Origin of the sequence: Pseudactinotalea suaedae, assembly GCF_009733815.1 — a bacterium.
In the GTDB taxonomy this organism is placed as follows: Bacteria; Actinomycetota; Actinomycetes; order Actinomycetales; family Beutenbergiaceae; genus Pseudactinotalea; species Pseudactinotalea suaedae.
The window spans coordinates 394,698-408,633 of sequence record NZ_WNXY01000002.1 but is presented as its reverse complement, the minus strand read 5'-3'; the positions used below and the strand labels follow the sequence as shown (position 1 = coordinate 408,633).

The following is a 13,936-nucleotide window of genomic DNA, read 5'->3' as shown; positions in this document are numbered from 1 at the left end:
CGCTTACCGCGTAGGGTGGAGGAATGGTTGACCTCGACGTCGTCGTCCTCAGCGGTGAGGGCCGCTACGCAGACCCCTGGCACGACTTCCCCGGGACCTCGGCCCGCATCGCCGAGATCCTCCGCGCGGAGGGCCTGACCGTGCAGGTGTGCGGCAGCGACTCCACGGCACCGGTACCGGCACGGCTGGTCGTGGTGAACGCCGGTGGTGGCGCCGACGCGATCCCGGGGGAGGGCGACCGGGGCTCGCAGTGGCGTGACGCCGTGCTCGACCACGCGCTCGCGGGCGGCCCGGTGCTCGCCACGCACGCCGCGACCAACACCTTCTACGACGAGGCCCGCTGGCCCGGCGTGCTGGGTGGTCGGTGGGTGCCGGGCACCTCGATGCACCCGCCGGGCGGGCCCGCGACCGCGCAGGTCGCCCCGAACGCACACCCGATCACCGCGGGGATGCCCGCCGAGATCGACGTGGTCGACGAGCGCTACTCCTTCCTCGAGGTGAGCACCGCGATCGTGCCGCTGGTCACCCAGGTCCACGACGCCGTCGTCCACCCGATCGTCTGGGCGCACGAAGGTGAGCCGAGCGACGGCGCGACGACGCGGGTCCGTGTCGTGGTCGACACGCTCGGGCACGACCTGCGCGCCTACGGCGAGACGCGCGCCGACCTGCTGCGCCGCGAGGTGGGCTGGTTGCTGGCCTGAGCAGGGCTCAGGTCACCGCGCCCAGCTGCCAGGGGATGAACTCCTCTTGGCCGATGTCCATCTCCTCGCTGACCGTCTGCTCGCCCGAGGCGACCGCGACGATCCGCTCGTAGATCTCGCGCGCGACCTGCTCGAGCGTGGCGGTGCCGTCGACGATGCGACCGGCGTTGAGGTCCATGTCCTCGCTCATCCGGTCGTACATGGGGGTGTTGGTCGCCACCTTGATCGAGGGCGCGGGCTTGCACCCGAACACCGAGCCGCGGCCGGTGGTGAACACGACCACCGTGGAGCCGCCCGCCACGAGCCCGGTCACCGAGACCGGGTCGTAGCCCGGGGTGTCCATGAAGCCGAACCCCTTGGTGGTGATCGGCTCGGCGTACTCGTAGACGGCCGCCATCTCCGCCGCGCCACCCTTGGCGACGGCGCCCAGCGACTTCTCGAGGATCGTCGTCAGCCCGCCGGCCTTGTTGCCCGGGGACGGGTTGTTGTCCATCGTGCCGCCACCGGCCGCGGTGTAGTGCTTCCACCACTCGAGCCGGTCGAGCAGCTTCTGGCCCACCTCGGGGGAGACGGCTCGACGGGTCAGCAGGTGCTCGGCGCCGTAGACCTCGGGCGTCTCGGCGAGCACCGAGGTGCCGCCGGCCGCGACCAGCCAGTCCCCGGCCAGTCCGAGCGCCGGGTTGGCGGTGATGCCGGAGTACCCGTCGGAGCCGCCGCAGTTCGTCGCGAGCACCAGCTCGCTCACGTCCTGCGGGGTGCGCCGTGCCTGGTTGACGACCGGCAGCATCTCCCGGATCTTCTCGACGCCGGCCCGCACGGTGGCGCGCACGCCGCCCGTGTCCTGGATCGTCATCGACTCGATGTGCATGCCCTCGGGCAGTCCCAGCCCCTCGACCAGCGAGGTGACCGGCAGCATCTCGCAGCCCAGCCCGAGCACGAGCAGACCACCGAAGTTGGGGTGCCGGGCGTAGCCGCGCAGCGTGCGCAGCAGCAGGTCGGCGCCGTCGGACCCCGAGACCAGCCCGCAGCCCGAGGTGTGCGCGAGCGCCATCACGCCGTCGACTGATGCGTACTCGTCGAACGTGCCGAGGCCACGGAACTGGTCGGCGATCAGCTTGGCGGTGCTCGCCGAGCAGTTGACCGAGGTGATCACGCCGATGTAGTTGCGGGTGCCGATGCGACCGTCGCCCCGGTCGTAGCCGAGGAACGTCCGAGGCAGGCCCTCGGGGAAGGTCGGGACCACGCGTGCGGTGCCGAACTCGTGGGCCCGCTCGCTGGTGTCCATGCCGAGGTTGTGGCTGTGCACGTGGTCGCCCGCCGCGATCATCACGGTGGCGAGACCGATCGACTGCCCGTACTTGTGGACCTGCTCACCGGCGGCGACGGCGCGGACGGCGAGCTTGTGGCCACGCGGGACATCGGCGGCGACGGTCAGCACGCCGTCCTCGGTGAGGAGCGCGGTGCCTGCGGCCACGTCGCTGGTCGTGATCGCGACGTCGTCCTCGGGGCGAAGCAGGAGGGCGACGTCGGTCAGTCGCGTGGGGGGCATGGCCTCTTCTTCGATGGGTTCGGGCATCTCGCTCCATGGTAGGCGCGAGGGGTTGCGGTACCCCGGGCTTGCCTTCGCTTGTCACGGCCGATAGCGCGGCGCCCGCGCGGTAGGTTGGCGTCATGGCGGGAGTGGCGGTCTGTCCGGGGTCCTTCGACCCGGTGACCCTCGGTCACCTCGATGTCGTGCGGCGCGCTCGTGGCATGTTCGACGAGGTCGTCGTTGCGGTCGGGGTCAACGCCTCCAAGTCGCCGCTCCTGGACGCTGCGACCCGCGTCGCCCTGTTCGAGGCGGCTGTCACCGAGCTCGACGGCGTCCGCGTGGCGCCGATGCCGGGGCTGCTCGCCGATCTCTGCCGCGAGGTCGGTGCCACGGCGATCGTCAAGGGTCTGCGTGGTGGTGCGGACTTCGACGCCGAGCACCCGATGGCGCTGATGAACCGGCACCTCAGTGGTGTCGACACCGTGTTCGTGATCGGCGACCCGGCGCTCGCGCACATCGCCTCCTCGATGGTGCGTGACGTGGCCAACCACGGCGGGCCGATCGATGACCTCGTGCCACCCGGTGTCGCCGACGCCGTCCATCGTGCCCTCGAGGCCCGTCGCAACCAGGGGAAGAACCCATGACCGAACCGAGCAGCGGCGAGTCCCTCGTCGCGATCCTCGACGAGCTGACCGACCTCGTCGCCGGAGCGCGGGCGATGCCGATGTCGGCGTCCGCGCTGATCAACCGGGCCGAGGTGCTCGAGCTGATCGAGTCCGCGAAGTCCGTGCTGCCGAGCCAGATCTCGCAGGCCGACACGCTCGTCGCCGATGCCGACGCGGTGCTTGACCGTGCGCGCCGCGAGGCGGCGAAGATCCTGGAGAAGGCGCGCGCCCGCGCCGAGCACCTCGTCTCCGAGGAGTCGGTCGTCGCCGCCGCGAACCAGCGCGCCGAGCAGATCGTCGCCGAGGCCCGCGAGCGCGGTGAGGTCCTCGCCCGCGAGGCCGACGACTACTGCGACCGCCAGCTCGCCCAGTTCGAGATCGACCTGGGTGCGATCACCAACCAGGTCGCTGCCGGGCGGCAGCGCCTGATCGAGCGCGCGCGCAGCCGCGCCGAGAAGGCGAAGCTCGACAACGAGCGCGCGGCCCCGCCCCAGCGCGTGAGCCGCATCGATCGCGTCCGAGACGACGGAGAGGAGTCCTGATGGCCGCCCCGTTCATCATCAACACGCGCGACCTCGCGCGCCGACCAGGCTCGATGCGCCAGGTCGCGCTGACCGTGGCCGCATCCGAGCCGCTCGGCTCGGAGGTCATCGCGATCCCCGCCGGCACGCCGATCCACCTCGACCTGCGGCTGGAGGCCGTGAGCGAGGGCGTGCTGGTGACCGGCACCGCCAGCAGCGTCGCGACCGGCGAGTGCGTGCGCTGCCTGCGGGAGGTCACCGAGGACGTCGAGGTCGACCTCACCGAGCTGTTCGCCTACGAGGGCACGCGCAGCCAGCGCACGGTCGCCGGGGACTCCGAGGACTCCCAGGACGTCGACCCGCTGCCGGTGCTCGACGGCGACCTCCTCGATCTCGAGGCCACGGTCACCGACGCCGTGGTGCCCTCGCTGCCGTTCCAGCCGCTGTGCGACCCCGACTGCGCCGGTCTGTGCTCGGAGTGCGGCGTGCGTCTCGACGACGCCGAGCCCGACCACCACCACGAGGTGCTCGATCCGCGTTGGGCCGCCCTGTCGGCGCTCGCCTCCCGGGAGGAGAGCGAGGGCGAGGAAGAGGCGCCCCGGTGAGCGCCGCGGCGCAGGACCTGGTCGACAAGCTGGGGATCCAGCTCGACCCGGAGCTGCTGATCCTCGCGCTGACGCACCGGAGCTTCGCGCACGAGGCGGGCGGCATCCCGACGAACGAGCGCCTGGAGTTCCTCGGCGACGCCGTCGTCGGTCTCGTGGTGACCGAGTACCTGTACCAGCGCCTGCCCGACCGCCCCGAGGGCGATCTCGCCAAGATGCGCGCCGCGTCGGTCTCGCAGCGTGCGCTCGCCCAGATCGCCCGGACGCTCGACCTCGGCAGCTACGCGCTGCTGGGCAAGGGTGAGCTCTCGACAGGCGGCCGCGACAAGGACTCGATCCTGTGCGACACCTTCGAGGCCCTGATCGGGGCGGTGTACCTGAGCCACGGGCTCGAGCCCACCAGGCACGTCGTCGAGGCCCTGATCGGGCCGACGCTCGAGACCGCCGTCAACCTCGGTGCCGGGCTCGACTGGAAGACGAGCGTGCAGGAGCTGGCCGCCGAACGCGGTCTGGGCGTGCCGACCTACCTCGTCGAGGGCAGCGGCCCCGACCACGAGCGCTACTTCGAGGCGCGGCTGGTGCTCGGCGGTGTGCCCTGGGGCGTCGGCGAGGGCACCAGCAAGAAGATCGCCGAGCAGCAGGCAGCCTCGCGCGCCTACGCGGCATTGCTCGCCCACGTCGAGCAGAGCGGTGCCGGAGCTCCCTGAGGTCGAGACCGTGCGCGCCGGGCTGGCGCGCCACGTTCTCGACCGTGAGATCGCCGCCGTGGAGGTGCGCGGGCCGCTCGGCGTCCGGGTGATCCGCCGCCAGCTCGGCGGTGCCGACGAGCTCGCGGCACGGCTGGTGGGCCGCCGCTTCACCTCGGCGGTGCGGCGCGGGAAGTTCCTGTGGCTGCCGTTGCGGGAGGCCGGAGGCCCTGCCGAGGAGACCCTGTTCGCCCACCTCGGCATGAGCGGCCAGTTCCTGCTACCCGATCGGGTGCCGCAGGGACAGCAGCTCCCGGAGCACCCGCACCTGCGGGTGCGCATCACGTTCGCCGATGACGGCGTGCTCGACTTCCACGACCAGCGCACGTTCGGTCACCTCGCCGTGACCGACCTGGTGCCCACGCTCGACGGCGGACCGGGAGGCGACGCGGGTGGTGGCCTGTCCGAGCCGGTGCTCCCGGACGTGGCGCAGCACATCGGCAGGGACCTGCTCGACCCGTTGCTCGCGCAGGGCAGCCCGGGGCGGGCGGCGCTGGTCCGCCGCATCCGGTCCTCCGAGCGCGGCGTCAAACGCGCGCTCCTGGACCAGGAGCTGGTCTCGGGGGTCGGCAACATCTACGCGGACGAGGCGTTGTGGGAGGCGCGGCTGCACTACGACCGCCCGGGCAGCAGGCTGCCGTCCGCCCGGGTGCAGCTGCTGCTGGACGCGGCCACCGACGTGATGCGTGCCGCGCTGAAGGCCGGTGGCACGAGCTTCGACTCGCTGTACGTGGACGTCAACGGCTCGAGCGGCTACTTCGACCGGTCGCTGCGGGTGTACGGGCGCGAGGGCCGGCCCTGCGACCGCTGCGGCACGCCGATCACGCGGGAGGCCTTCGCCAACAGGTCCTCGTTCCGCTGCCCGCGCTGCCAGCGACGCCCGGCAGGTCGATGAGCCGGCCCGCACCGCACCCGGTCCGGCACGTCGACGACGACGAGCGCCGCGCGCGCCTGGGGATCCGACACGGGCTGGCGCCGCAGCGACGCTTCAGCGACGTGGTGGCCGCGACCCGCGGAATGACGGTGCTGCACGCGACCGAGCCCGCCAGCGTGCACCTGGCGCTGCGGGCCCGTGTCGAGGACGTGACGATCGCCGACGTCGAAGCCGCGCTCTACCAGGACCGCACCATCGTCAAGCAGGGGGCGATGCGGCAGACGTTGTTCGGGTTCACGCGTGACCTGCTGCCCGCGGCGTGGGGCAGCGCGAGCGCCCGGGTGGCCCGGTCGTTGCGGGCCCGGCTCGCCAAGGACGTCCAGGCATCCGGGCTGGCTGCCGACGGCGATGCCTGGCTGGCAGAGGTCGCCGAGCTCGTGGTCGACGCCCTCGGTGAGCGGGAGGTGAGCGCGGCGGAGCTGCGGCAGGTCGTGCCGGTGCTGGACGCCAAGGTGCAGCGCGGTGCCGGCAGGTGGGGCGTGGCCACCCCGGTCGCGCCCCAGGTGCTCTGGCTGCTGCACGCGCAGGCGAGGGTGCAGCGTGGCCACAACGGCGGCCACTGGCGCCTCTCGAAGCCACGGTGGACGTCGACGTCGGCGTGGCTCGGCCAGGTGCCGGAGCCGATGGCCGAACGCGAGGGTTACGCCGAGCTGGTCCGGCGCTGGCTGCACACGTTCGGCCCGGGCGCCGAGGCCGACCTCGCGTGGTGGCTGGGAGGCACCCTCGGCGCCGTGCGCACGGCCCTGGCCGACGTCGAGGCGGTCCCGGTGAGCCTGGACCGCACCGAGGCGCTCGGCTGGCTGCTGCCCGCCGACCATGACCCGGTCGAGCCGCCGGCGCCGTGGGTGGCGCTGCTGCCGACCTTGGATCCCACCGTGATGGGGTGGCGGGAACGGGACTTCTACATCGGACCGCACCGCGCGATGACGTTCGACTCGGCCGGCAACGCGGGTTCGACGGCGTGGTCGGACGGGCGCGTCGTCGGCTGCTGGGTGCAGGACGCCGACGGCGCCGTGCGCGTCCATCTGCTCGAGGAGGTGCCCGCCCGGGCCCGCCGGGCGCTGGCAGCCGAGGCGGACCGGGTCACGGCGTGGCTCGACGGCGTCGTCGTCAACGGCGTCTACGCCTCCGCGGCGATGAAGGAGGCACGAGCCGCGGGCGGGTAGCCGCGATGGGGACCTCTGCCCTCAGCGACCGGACCGATCGCAACTAGGGTTGTCGGTGTTCGTGGCTGGTACGGCGGGGGAGAGCATGGGCGACAAGTACGCGGTGGACAACGAGAGCGCCGGCAAGGTGGCCACGGACACCGAGACGGCGGTCGGCGACCTCGACGACGTGACGACCTCGATCACCGATCCGCTCACCGACGCCGAGGGCGGGCTGCCGCCCGAGTTCGCCGGCGCCCTCGCGCGGCTGAAGACGCTCCGTGAGAACCACGAGCGCGACGTCAAGGCGATCAAGACCTATGCGACCGGCTGCGTCGGAGCGCTGCGCGCCTGCCTGACGGTCTACGAGAGCAGCAGCGCCGAGATGGTCGCCGAGCAGAAGGCCACGGAGGCCAAGGTGTCCTTCGAGCACGGCAGCATCCTCGGGATCACCGAGCAGGGGTGGAACGAGGCGGCCAACGAGCACGCCACGGCCGTCAACGACAGGCTTCCGAACAACTCGCCGAACGACACCCGCGGCAAGGGTTTCGAGTACGCCAGCAACAGCACGGGCACCACCACGACGCGATCGAGCGCCTCGAGCGAGGGTGGCGTCACCACCACGACCTCGGACCGGACGGCTCACGGCAGCAACGGCCGCACCGAGGTGTCGACGACCACGACGCAGACGACCAGCTCGATGAGGGAGCGGCTGACGTACGAGACCTACTCGGGCTCGGGTCATCGCACCAGTGACGGGTCCGGCCAGACGAGCGCGAGCGGTGAGACGACCACCTACCAGTCGGGCTTCGGCAGGCCGAGCGTCGAGACGACCGGTCGGACCGACCTCCCGGTGGCGCCATGACGTACGCGATGATCCAGGTGACCGACGTCCCGCAGGTCAAGGGCAACCCCGAGACGGTCGAGACGGCCGGGTCGGACCTGACGGGCTCGGCCCAGGGGGCCACCGACGCCGCGAGCGCCGTGACCGGTGCCTGGAGCGGCCTGAGCGAGGCGAACTACCACACGCCCGAGTCGCCGGCCGTGTTCCAGTCGGTGCCCAGGATCACGGCACCGATGGACACGATCAGCTCCAACATGACCGCGCTCGGGACCGCGCTCTCGACCGCCGGCACCACTCTCGGCAGGCTCAAGACCCGGGCAGCGACGCTCGAGGCCGACGTCAGGGACTTCGTCACGCGCGCCGAGGCGATGGACGACTTCGCCAAAGCGGGCGGTTCGATCGACGACGAGACCTGGAGCACGTGGCGCGACGCCCCCGGACTCGCGGCTGAGAACGACCGGCTCTGGTCCAGGGCCAGGTCTCTGCAGACCGATCTCGACACGGCCGGCACCGACCTCTACGACGCGCTGCTCGACATCTACGCACCGAACCCGGTGCTGCCCGAGGCCACGTTCGAGGCCGGGGTCCCCTCCGGGAACCGTGCCTCGGCGGAAGGACCGGGGGCGAGCGCCACGTCCTGGGCCGGCACCACCTACACGAACGGCAACTGGTACGCCGGCGCGGGTGCCGAGGCCGACGCCCATCTCTTCGACCTCAGCGCCCACGGCAGCGTCGACACCCGGGCAGGCACGTTCGGTGGTGATGCGGCCCTGTACGGCGGTGCGAGGGCGAACGCGTCGGCGAACACCTCGATCGGCGTCGACGGCATCCACGGCAAGGCCCAGGCAGGTGGCTTCGCAGGGGTCGAGGGCTCGGCGAACGGCTCGTGGAACGCGGGCCCACTCTCGGCGAACGTCGGCGCGCGCGGCATGGCCGGCGCCGAGGCCGAGGCGAGCGCCGGCGTCGACGTCGGCCTCGACGGCGTCTCCGCGAACGCGGGCGTCACGGCCTTCGCCGGGGCCAAGGCCGAGGCCAATGCCAGCGTCGGTGTCTCGGGTGCCAAGGCGAACGTCGGTGCCGACGTCCGCGCGGGCATCGGTGTCGACGCCAAGGCCGAGATCGCCGTCACGTCCGAGGAGGTCAAGGTCTCCCTCGACCTCGGGGTGGCGATCGGCGTCGGCGCCGGCGTCAAGTTGGACTTCGAGATCAAACCGAAGAAGATCGTCGACGACGTCAAGAGCTTCTTCGGGTTCTAGCCCGAGCCCCACCTGCTGCCACGTCCACACGCTGAAGGAGAAGAATGTCCGACACCGTCACCTACCCGAGCGCCGAGTTCCCTGCCCCGGTCGGGGTCTCGTTGCCACGCCCACAGGGGTGGGAGGTCCTCACGGTGGCCGAGGCACTCGTCGCCATCGGCAAGTCGCTCGACGGGGCCCAGGAGTTTCAGCCGAACGTCGTCGTGACGAGCCGCCGTGCGATCGGCGCGACCCTCGAGCAGACCGCTCAGGCCACCACCGAGGCGCTGCAGAGCGCCCCGGAGTGGGAGGAGACCGGCCAGGAGTACCGCGACGCCTTCGGCGGCAACCACCGCTCGTTCCGTATCGAGGGTGCGTTCGTGCACCCGCAGGCGGGCACCCTCTACCAGGCGGCGCTCATCACCGTCGTCCAGCGGGGCGCCTACACCGACGTGGTGCAGGCCGTCGGCAGCTGCACGGCTGGCCAGGCCTTCGACCGCCTCCCGGAGATCCGCGAAGCCCTCCAGGGCGCCACGATCACCGAGTAGCCCCCGCCCGATTTCACCGCACTTTCGACGCCAGGCCGGTTTCACCGCACTTTCGACGCCGAGCCGGTTTCACCGCACTTTTGACGCCATGCACCTTTCAACGCACTTTCGACACCCCGCAGGGTGTCGAAAGTGCGTTGAAATCGGTGGTGGGCTCAGCGGTCGACGCGCGCCGAGCCACCGCCGGCGAGCTTGAGCACCTCGGCCTTGGTCACCATCGTGGTGTCGCCGGGCGTGGTCATCGCGAGCGCACCGTGAGCGGCGCCGTACTCGACCGCCGTCTGCAGCGGCTCACCGGTGAGCAGGCCGTAGATCAGGCCGGAGGCGAAGGAGTCGCCACCGCCGACACGGTCGAGGATCTCCAGGTGCGGTCGGTGCGTGGCCTCGGCGAACCCTTCGTCCTTGGACCAGGCGATGGCGCCCCAGTCGTTGTCGGACGCCGAGTGCACGGTCCGCAGCGTGTTGCCGATGACCTCGAAGTTCGGGTAGGCGGCGCTCGCGGTGGCGATCATCGACTGGAACTTCGAGACGTCGAGGTCCGAGAGGTTGTCGTCGACACCCTCGACCTCGAACCCCAGCGAGGCGGTGAAGTCCTCCTCGTTGCCGATCATCACGTCGATGTGCGGCGCGATGGCCCTGTTGACCTCCTGGGCCTTGGCCTCGCCGCCGATCGACTTCCACAGGCTCGGGCGGAAGTTGAGGTCGTAGGAGACCACCGTGCCGTGCTTCTTGGCCGCGGTCACGGCCTCGACGACGACCTCCGCGGTGGACTCCGAGAGCGCGGCGAAGATCCCGCCGGTGTGCAGCCACCGGGCGCCGAGGTCACCGAACAGGTGGTCCCAGTCGACGTCGCCGGGCTTCAGCTGGGAGGTCGCGGTGTTGCCGCGGTCCGAGACGCCCACCGCACCGCGCACGCCGAAGCCACGCTCGGTGAAGTTGAGGCCGTTGCGCACCGTGCGGCCGATGCCGTCGTAGGGGACCCAGCTGATGTGGTCGACGCTGACGCCGCCCTGCAGGATGAAGTCTTCGACCAGACGGCCCACCTCGTTGTCGGCGAGCGCGGTCACGACGGCGGCGCGCTGCCCGAACGCGCGGCGCAGACCGCGCGCGACGTTGTACTCGCCGCCGCCCTCCCAGGCGCGGAAGCTGCGGCTGGTGCGGATGCGGCCTTCACCCGGATCGAGCCGCAGCATCACCTCGCCGAGCGAGACGATGTCGTAGCGGCACTGGTCTGCGGGGCGGATGGACAGGCTCATCGGTAGAACTCTCCTTCGTGGTGACGACGCGGCAACAGCCAGTTCGCTCTCAACGCACATCTGACCCGATCGCGATGCCACCGCACGTTCGGCGGAACCAGCGTCGACGTGACGCCCGAGCGTCGGAAGTGCGGTGAAACCGGAGGGGTGTCGAAAGTGCGGTGAAACCCGAGCGGTGTCGGAAGTGCGGTGAAACCCGAGCGGTGTCGGAAGTGCGGTGAAATCGGAGGGGTGTCGGAAGTACGGTGAAATCAGGGGGTGGCGAGCGCGACGGCCTCGGCGGTCAGCGAGGTGACCTTCGCGAAGTCGCCGGCGGCGATGTCGGCGCGGGGGACCATCCAGGAGCCGCCGACCGCCAGTACCGCCTCGATGCTCAGGTACTCGCTCAGGTTGGCCGGGCCGATGCCGCCGGTCGGGACGAAGCGCAGATCGCCGAACGGCGCCGAGAGCGCCTTGATGGCGGGCGCGCCGCCCGAGGTGGCGGCGGGGAAGAACTTGACGGCGGTCAGGCCCTCGGCGAGCGCGGCCTGCACCTCGGTGGCGGTCACCGCACCCGGCAGCGCCAGCACGCCGCGCTCGGCACAGCGACGAACGACCGGGACGGACAGACCGGGGGAGACGACGTAGGAGGCGCCGGCATCCACCGCGGCGTCCACCTGGTCGGGGGTCAGCACGGTGCCCGCGCCGACCAGCATGTCGGGGTTCGCCGACATCGCCCTGATCGACTCGACCGCGGCTGCGGTGCGGAAGGTGACCTCGGCGACGGGAAGGCCGCCGGCGGCCAGTGCCTCGGCCAACGGCGCGGCCGAGGCGGCATCGTCGAGCACGACGACGGGGACGAGCCGGGCGGCTCCGATACGGTCCAGGATCTCGGTCACGTGGGTCCTCTCGACTCGGGCGCACGCGTCGACGCGGGCGACCTACAAACGCTTGCAGCTTGCAGACGCGATCACGCTAGCAGCAGCCAGGACTCGGCGCCATCAGGTTGCAAGCGTTTGTAGTCGGCCCTAGCATCGCGGCATGACGAGGGAGGCGAAGCTCGCCGACGTCGCCCGTGCCGCCCAGGTCTCGGTCGCCACCGCCTCACGCGCGCTCGCCGGTGCCACGGTCGTCGCGGCGGCGACCCGTGAGCGGGTCCGGCGCGCCGCAGTCGAGCTCGGTTACGAGCCCAACCTGGCCGCTCGCCAGCTGGTCACCGGCATGGGGCAGTCGATCGCGCTCGTGATCCCGGATCTCGCCAACCCCTTCTACGCCGGTGTCGCCAAGGGTGTGCAGCGCCGCGTTCGCGCCGAGGGCCTGACGGCGGTCGTCGCCGACACCGACGAGGACGCCGCCACCGAGGCCGCGGTCGTCGCCCAGGTGGGACCGGTGGCGTCGAGGCTCGTGCTCGCCTCCCCGCGCATGCCCGACGAGGCCGTGCATGAGATCGCACATCGAGCGCGGGTGGTGCTCGTCAACCGGGCTGTCGACGGCGTGGCGGCCGTGACCGGCGACAACGCCGACGGCGTCCGGCAGGCCCTGGTCCATCTCCACGCGCTGGGCCACCGCCGGATCGGCTACGCGGGTGGTCCGGCCACCTCGTGGTCCGACGCGGCTCGTCGCCGCGGCCTGAGCGCCGCCCAGGACCAGCTGCCGGGCCTGGCGGTCGTCGACCTCGGCTCCTTCCGGCCCGGTTCCTCGGGTGGGGTCTCCGCCGCGGACCTCGCGCTCGCGGCCGACGTGACGGCGGTGCTCGCCTTCAACGACCAGCTCGCCCTGGGGATCCTCGGCCGGCTGGCCGACCGCGGCGTGCCGGTGCCGGGTCGGCTGAGCGTCGTCGGCTTCGACGACATCCCGGTGGCGCGCCTCCTGGCTCCGTCGCTGACCTCGGTGGCGGTGTCCGCCGAGGCGCTCGGACGAACCGCCGTCGAGCTCCTGCTCGGTCCGGACCGGCCCGATCCCGGGCTGCGGACGCTGCCGGTCGAGCTCGCCGTCCGCCGCTCGACGGCGGAGCCGGCGGTGGGTTGACCGGCTCGCCGTCGCGAGCTGCTCAGGCCTCGACCTGTCCCCGCTCGAAGTAGGCGACCAGATCGGCGGGCAGCGGAGGCACCGGGCGGGCGGAGGAGTCCGAGCGCAGCGACTCGGTCGCGACCACCCCGGCCGCCACCGACATGCGCGCGGCGACCGGTGAGGTGTCGGTGTGGCCACCCTCGGTGACGAACCGCAGGAACTCCGAGATCAGCAGCGGGTCGGCGCCGCCGTGCCCACCCTCGACGGCGGGGACCGTGAACGTCTCGTCGGGCTCGGCGTGGCCCGCGTGCCTGCGGTTCCACAACCCGATCGTGTCGCCGGGACCGTCACCGATGTTCTCCAGCCGACCCTCGGTGCCGATCACGGTGTAGTTGCGCCAGTAGTCGGGGGTGAAGTGGCACTGCTGGTAGGACGCCAGGACGCCGTTGTCGAGGCGCATGGTCATCATCGAGACGTCCTCGACGTCCACCACCGGGTGCAGCCCGGTCTGCGCGGTCGGCGGCCAGTTGTCGAGGCTGTGCCAGTCCTCCATGCGCTCGTGCCCACGGTCCCGGCGGTCGGTGATGTCGCCGTAGACCATCAGGTCGCCCATCGCGGCCACCGTGGTGGCGTAGCCGCCCGCGAGCCAGTGGATCACGTCGAGGTCATGGGCACCCTTCTGCAGCAGCAGGCCCGTGGTCTTGCTGCGGTCGGCGTGCCAGTCCTTGAAGTAGTAGTCGCCGCCGTGGCCGACGAAGTGCCGGCACCAGATCGTCTTGACCTGCCCGATCCGTCCTTCCTGGATCAACCGGCGCATCTGGACCACGACGGGCATGTGCCGCATGTTGTGACCGACGTAGAGCCGGCTGCCGGTGCGCCGAGCGGTCTGCAGGATGTCGTCGCACTCCTGCACGGTGATGCCCAGCGGCTTCTCGCAGAACACCGCGGCGCCGGCCTCGAGCGCCGCGACGGCAGGCCCGTGGTGCTGGTGGTCGGGCGTGGTGATCAGCACCGCGTCGAGCCCGAGACCGAGCAGCTCGTCGAGGTCGGCGGTGACCAGCGCGGTCGGGGGGAGGGCGGCGACGGCGTCGGCGCGACCGCGTTCGGAGGTGTCGCACGCGGCGACCACCTCGATGCCCTGGTCGGGTCGGTGGGCATGGCGCCAGAGCCCGGACCGCAGCCCGAAGCCGATGATGCCGATCTTGACGGTCACGGG

At 71.8% G+C, this 13,936-nt stretch carries 15 protein-coding genes; 11 read left to right on the top strand and 4 right to left on the bottom strand.

Annotation, left to right across the window (positions count from 1 at the left end; all coding sequences use genetic code 11):
• Nucleotides 1-23: 23 nt before the first annotated feature.
• Nucleotides 24-701, top strand: a complete 678-nt coding sequence (locus GPA04_RS05255) for a ThuA domain-containing protein (RefSeq protein ID WP_156223006.1) — start codon at nucleotides 24-26, stop codon at nucleotides 699-701.
• A gap of 7 nt (nucleotides 702-708) precedes the next feature.
• Here the strand turns inward: GPA04_RS05255 and GPA04_RS05250 are convergent, their stop codons facing one another.
• Nucleotides 709-2,250 (bottom strand): UxaA family hydrolase, encoded by a 1,542-nt coding sequence (locus GPA04_RS05250; protein WP_156223005.1) that lies wholly within the window; start codon nucleotides 2,248-2,250, stop codon nucleotides 709-711.
• Between the two features lie 122 nt (nucleotides 2,251-2,372).
• On the opposite strand from GPA04_RS05250, the gene coaD reads away from it, so the two are divergent.
• The 9 genes from coaD to GPA04_RS05205 all read left to right on the top strand — a co-directional run bounded on the left by coaD (nucleotide 2,373) and on the right by GPA04_RS05205 (nucleotide 9,475).
• The gene (gene coaD / locus GPA04_RS05245) at nucleotides 2,373-2,876 is read left to right on the top strand and encodes a pantetheine-phosphate adenylyltransferase (RefSeq protein WP_156223004.1); all 504 of its coding nucleotides are present in this window, start codon (nucleotides 2,373-2,375) and stop codon (nucleotides 2,874-2,876) included.
• Nucleotides 2,873-3,439: a F0F1 ATP synthase subunit B family protein gene (locus GPA04_RS05240; protein ID WP_241680619.1), complete on the top strand. Its 567-nt coding sequence runs from the start codon at nucleotides 2,873-2,875 to the stop codon at nucleotides 3,437-3,439. The genes coaD and GPA04_RS05240 overlap by 4 nt, the downstream gene beginning before the upstream one ends.
• Nucleotides 3,439-4,023, top strand: a complete 585-nt coding sequence (locus GPA04_RS05235) for a YceD family protein (protein WP_156223003.1) — start codon at nucleotides 3,439-3,441, stop codon at nucleotides 4,021-4,023. The genes GPA04_RS05240 and GPA04_RS05235 overlap by 1 nt, the downstream gene beginning before the upstream one ends.
• A complete protein-coding gene (gene rnc, locus GPA04_RS05230; protein WP_156223002.1) occupies nucleotides 4,020-4,730 on the top strand; it encodes a ribonuclease III in 711 nt (236 codons plus the stop codon). The genes GPA04_RS05235 and rnc overlap by 4 nt, the downstream gene beginning before the upstream one ends.
• Nucleotides 4,714-5,664, top strand: coding sequence for a bifunctional DNA-formamidopyrimidine glycosylase/DNA-(apurinic or apyrimidinic site) lyase (gene mutM, locus GPA04_RS05225; RefSeq protein ID WP_156223001.1), 951 nt, complete (start codon nucleotides 4,714-4,716; stop codon nucleotides 5,662-5,664). The genes rnc and mutM overlap by 17 nt, the downstream gene beginning before the upstream one ends.
• The gene (locus GPA04_RS05220; RefSeq protein ID WP_156223000.1) at nucleotides 5,661-6,869 is read left to right on the top strand and encodes a winged helix DNA-binding domain-containing protein; all 1,209 of its coding nucleotides are present in this window, start codon (nucleotides 5,661-5,663) and stop codon (nucleotides 6,867-6,869) included. Before mutM ends, GPA04_RS05220 begins: the two co-directional genes overlap by 4 nt.
• Before the next feature lie 61 nt (nucleotides 6,870-6,930).
• A complete protein-coding gene (locus GPA04_RS05215; RefSeq protein ID WP_162458508.1) occupies nucleotides 6,931-7,713 on the top strand; it encodes a hypothetical protein in 783 nt (260 codons plus the stop codon).
• On the top strand, nucleotides 7,710-8,948 hold the full coding sequence (locus tag GPA04_RS05210; protein WP_156222998.1) for a hypothetical protein: 1,239 nt from the start codon (nucleotides 7,710-7,712) through the stop codon (nucleotides 8,946-8,948). Before GPA04_RS05215 ends, GPA04_RS05210 begins: the two co-directional genes overlap by 4 nt.
• Nucleotides 8,949-8,992: 44 nt before the next feature.
• Nucleotides 8,993-9,475, top strand: a complete 483-nt coding sequence (locus GPA04_RS05205; protein ID WP_156222997.1) for an LpqN/LpqT family lipoprotein — start codon at nucleotides 8,993-8,995, stop codon at nucleotides 9,473-9,475.
• Nucleotides 9,476-9,630: 155 nt separating this feature from the next.
• Here the strand turns inward: GPA04_RS05205 and GPA04_RS05200 are convergent, their stop codons facing one another.
• Complete coding sequence (locus GPA04_RS05200; RefSeq protein WP_156222996.1) at nucleotides 9,631-10,731, bottom strand: sugar kinase; 1,101 nt, start codon at nucleotides 10,729-10,731, stop codon at nucleotides 9,631-9,633.
• Between the two features lie 251 nt (nucleotides 10,732-10,982).
• The gene (eda, locus tag GPA04_RS05195; protein WP_156222995.1) at nucleotides 10,983-11,609 is read right to left on the bottom strand and encodes a bifunctional 4-hydroxy-2-oxoglutarate aldolase/2-dehydro-3-deoxy-phosphogluconate aldolase; all 627 of its coding nucleotides are present in this window, start codon (nucleotides 11,607-11,609) and stop codon (nucleotides 10,983-10,985) included.
• 142 nt (nucleotides 11,610-11,751) lie between these two features.
• On the opposite strand from eda, the gene GPA04_RS05190 reads away from it, so the two are divergent.
• The gene (locus GPA04_RS05190) at nucleotides 11,752-12,738 is read left to right on the top strand and encodes a LacI family DNA-binding transcriptional regulator (protein ID WP_156222994.1); all 987 of its coding nucleotides are present in this window, start codon (nucleotides 11,752-11,754) and stop codon (nucleotides 12,736-12,738) included.
• Nucleotides 12,739-12,760: 22 nt separating this feature from the next.
• Here GPA04_RS05190 and GPA04_RS05185 read toward each other — a convergent pair whose 3' ends face one another.
• Complete coding sequence (locus GPA04_RS05185) at nucleotides 12,761-13,933, bottom strand: Gfo/Idh/MocA family protein (protein ID WP_156222993.1); 1,173 nt, start codon at nucleotides 13,931-13,933, stop codon at nucleotides 12,761-12,763.
• Nucleotides 13,934-13,936 lie beyond the last annotated feature (3 nt).